This is a genomic window from Asanoa sp. NPDC050611, assembly GCF_040654855.1.
In the GTDB taxonomy this organism is placed as follows: domain Bacteria; phylum Actinomycetota; class Actinomycetes; order Mycobacteriales; family Micromonosporaceae; genus Asanoa.
On record NZ_JBFAIU010000519.1, the window covers coordinates 1 to 3,671 of the forward strand.

At 74.1% G+C, this 3,671-nt stretch carries 4 protein-coding genes; 1 reads left to right on the top strand and 3 read right to left on the bottom strand.

Annotated elements, in window-relative coordinates:
- Positions 1-131: 131 nt before the first annotated feature.
- From AB0H87_RS39455 to AB0H87_RS39465, 3 genes are all read right to left on the bottom strand, one after another.
- Positions 132-470, bottom strand: coding sequence for an LPXTG cell wall anchor domain-containing protein (locus tag AB0H87_RS39455; protein WP_360158207.1), 339 nt, complete (start codon positions 468-470; stop codon positions 132-134).
- A 78-nt stretch (positions 471-548) separates the two neighbouring features.
- A complete protein-coding gene (locus AB0H87_RS39460) occupies positions 549-1,313 on the bottom strand; it encodes a class I SAM-dependent methyltransferase (protein ID WP_360158210.1) in 765 nt (254 codons plus the stop codon).
- A gap of 49 nt (positions 1,314-1,362) precedes the next feature.
- Positions 1,363-2,181 carry an SDR family NAD(P)-dependent oxidoreductase gene (locus tag AB0H87_RS39465; RefSeq protein WP_360158213.1) on the bottom strand — a complete coding sequence of 273 codons (819 nt, stop codon included), beginning with the start codon at positions 2,179-2,181 and terminating at the stop codon, positions 1,363-1,365.
- 166 nt (positions 2,182-2,347) lie between these two features.
- Here AB0H87_RS39465 and mshA point away from each other — a divergent pair.
- On the top strand, positions 2,348-3,671 hold a 1,324-nt coding region (mshA, locus tag AB0H87_RS39470), incomplete at its 3' end, for a D-inositol-3-phosphate glycosyltransferase (protein WP_360158216.1).

The following is a 3,671-nucleotide window of genomic DNA, read 5'->3' on the forward strand; positions in this document are numbered from 1 at the left end:
AGATCGTGCGGCGACGGGGGCGCCACCACGGTCCACAGATGTCCTTGCCCGCGCGGCGGGTAGCCGACCAGACCCCCTTCGGTGACCCCCACTGGACCCCCGGGTACGCACCCGGGCTGGGGGTGTTGAACTCAGGCCTCGAAGCGCTGGCGCCGGCGGAAGACCGTGGCCCAGAGAGCGACGACGACGCCGACCAGCAGGATGCCGCCGCCGACGCCGGCCAGGACCCCGGCGTCCGCACCGGTCTGCGGCAGTGTGGGCGTGGGCTCCGGCGCCTCCGGCTCCGGCTCGTCGGTGGGCGGTGGAGTCTCGACCGGCGCACAGGCGTAGCCCTGCGGTTCCGATCCGGGTGGGCACTGCGGTGCCGCGACCACGTAGGCGGGCGCGGCCTGCGCCGCCGCGCTGCTCAGCGCGACTGCCGGGACCAGCAGCGCGAAACTGGCGAGAATGAGGGACAGCCGGTTACGCACAGCCTGTCCTCCCCGTCTGTGTGATGGGTTGTTGTCGAACGTCCCAACGAGGCTTTGGCGATTTAGGTGTCGTGTCCGTTAGGAGAATTTTGTCACGGCTGCCCAGTCGACCGTGACCTCGCCGAGTCGCCAGCGTGCGGGCCGGTCGACGACCGGCCAGCCGCCGGCCTTGACCGCGGCGACCGCCCGCAGCCACCGCTGTCGCGCGCCGAACGCCGCGTACGGCGCCGCGTCCCGCCACCTGTCGTCGAGCGCCCGGAGCAGGTCGTACACCGGTTCGCCGGGCACGTTGTGGTGGATCAGCGCCTTGGGCAAGCGCTCCGCCAGCGTCGCCGGAGTGTCCAGCGTGGACAGCCGAGCCGCGAGGGTGAGCGAGCGGGGTCCGGCCCGGTCCAGGCAGACCCAGGCCGCCAGGCGGCCCAGCTCGTCACAGGTGCCCTCGACCACGATCCCGTCCGGCGCGAGCGCGCCCGTCATCGCCGCCCAGGCCCGCGCGACCTCGGCCTCGTCGTACTGCCGCAGCACGTTGAGCGCCCGCACCACCACCGGACGCAGCCCCGCCAGCTCGAAGCCGCCGCGGGCGAAGGTCAGGCCCGGCGGGTCGGCGGCCGGCGCCGCGGCGGCGACCCGCTCGGGGTCGATCTCCAGCCCGACCACCCGCACGTCCGCGCGGACGCGGGCCAGCCGGGCCCGCAGCTCGACGGCCGTCACCGGGGTGGCGCCGTAGCCGAGGTCCACCACCAGCGGCTCCGCGGCGTCGCGCAGCGCGGGGCCGGCGACCGCCGCGATCCAGTTGTCCACCCGGCGCAGCCGGTTGGGATTGGTGGTGCCGCGGGTCACCATCCCCCGCGGACGCCCGCTGCGCGGGCGTTCAGCTCTGCCGCCCACTGAGCTAGCTGGTCGGCCTTTGCAGGCCGATCCGCCCCTTGGCCACCTTGTGCTGCGCGGCCTGGGCCAGCGGGCGGACCACGAGCCGGTCGATGTTGACGTGCTGCGGCCGGGTCGCACACCAGGCGATGCAGTCGGCGACGTCGTCGGCGGTCAGCGGCATCTCCACGCCTTCGTAGACCGCCGCGGCGCGCTGCTCGTCGCCCCGGAACCGGATCTTCGCGAACTCGTCGGTGCGCACCATGCCGGGGTCGACCTCGATCACCCGCACCGGGCGGCCGGCCAGCTCCAGCCGCAGCGTGCCGGTCATCGCGGTCATGCCGTGCTTGGCCGCCGCGTAGCCGCCGCCACCCTCGTACACGATGAATCCGGCGGTCGAGCTGAGCATCACGATCGTGCCGGCCTCGGACGCCTCGAGCTGCGGCAGCAGCGCCTTGGTCACCCGCAGCGTGCCGAGCACGTTGACCTCGTACATCCACTGCCAGTCGGCGACCGAGCCGTGCTCGACCGGGTCGAGGCCGAGCGCACCGCCGGCGTTGTTGACCAGCAGGGTGACTCGCTCCTCGGGGCCGGCGCCCTCCCGGCCCGCGGACTCCGCCAGGTCGGCAACGGCCTCGGCCAGCCCGGCGACCGACTCGTCGGAGGTGACGTCACAGGGGACCGCGACCGCGGCACCACCCGTGTCGGTGATCTGCGTCACAAGCTCGTCGAGCCGGTCGGCGCGGCGGGCGGCGAGTACGACGGTGAAACCTTCGGTGGCCAGGCGGCGGGCGGTGGCAGCACCGATCCCGCTGGAGGCGCCCGTGACGATCGCGATCGGCATGCCGACAATCCTCTCGCATCGCGTGGCGCGCCTCACTCGCGGATGAAGTCCGTCACCTCCGACTACCACCGGGTAGGCGTAACCCGCCGCGCATAGGGAAGATGTCGCCCGGGGGAGAGGTTTATATGGGCGCCCGACAATGTGGGCCCGCGCGGAAGGAGCAGATGTGGTGCAGGCGCCGTCTGGCGTCGTCCGGCAGCGAGGCCCCCAGCCCTGGCCCCTCCCCCGACGCATAGCCACGCTCTCCGTACACACGTCACCCCTGGACCAGCCCGGCACCGGCGACGCGGGCGGCCTGAACGTCTACGTCACCGAGGTCGCCCGGCGGCTGGCCGCGGCCGGCGTGGAAACCGAGATCTTCACCCGGGCCACCTCCAGCGACCTGCCGCACACGGTCGAGATGTCGCCCGGTGTCACCGTCCGGCACGTCATCTCCGGCCCGTTCGAGGGGCTGGCCAAGGAGGACCTGCCGGCGCAGATGTGCGCGTTCGCGACCGGCGTGCTGCGCGCCGAGGCCGCGCACGCGCCGGGCTACTACGACCTCGTGCACTCCCACTACTGGATCTCCGGCCAGGTCGGCTGGTTGGCCCGGGAGCGCTGGGGCGTGCCGCTGGTGCACTCCGCGCACACCCTGGCCAAGGTCAAGAACGCCCAGCTCGCCTCCGGTGACCGGCCCGAGCCGCTGGCCCGGGTGGTCGGCGAGGAGCAGGTCGTCGCCGAGGCGGACCGGCTGGTGGCCAACACGACGTTCGAGGCCCGCGACCTGATCGACCGGTACGGCGCCGACCCCGACCTGGTCAGCGTCGTCGAGCCGGGTGTCGACCTGGACCGCTTCACCCCCGGCGACCAGCTCGCCGCCCGGCGCCGGCTGGAGCTGCCCGAGCGCGGCCACATCGTCGCCTTCGTCGGCCGGATCCAGCCGCTCAAGGCGCCCGACGTGCTGATCGCCGCGGCCGCCGCGCTGCACGCCCGCGACCCGGAGGTCGCCCGCGACCTGACCGTGGTGATCGTCGGCGGGCCGAGCGGCACCGGCCTCGACCGCCCGACCGCACTGATCGAGCTGGCCGCCTCGTTGGGCATCAGCCACGCCGTGCGGTTCCTGGCGCCGCAGACCGGCAGCGCCCTCGCCGACGTCTACCGGGCCGCCGACCTGGTGGCCGTGCCGTCGTACAACGAGTCGTTCGGTCTGGTCGCGCTCGAGGCGCAGGCGTGCGGCACCCCGGTGGTCGCCGCGGCCGTCGGCGGTCTGGTCACCGCGGTCCGCGACGACATCAGCGGCCTGCTGGTCGACGGCCACGACCCGGACGACTGGGCCCGGGCCCTCGGCGGGCTCCTGGCCGCGCCCGGCCGCCGGGCGGTGCTGGCGCGGGGCGCGGTCGCGCACGCCAGCGAGTTCTCCTGGACGGCGTCCTCTACTTCGCCAAGCTGCAGCTCGACGAGAAGCTGCACGGCGCGGTCGCCTCGGCCGAGAAGGCGCTGGAGCTGCTGGC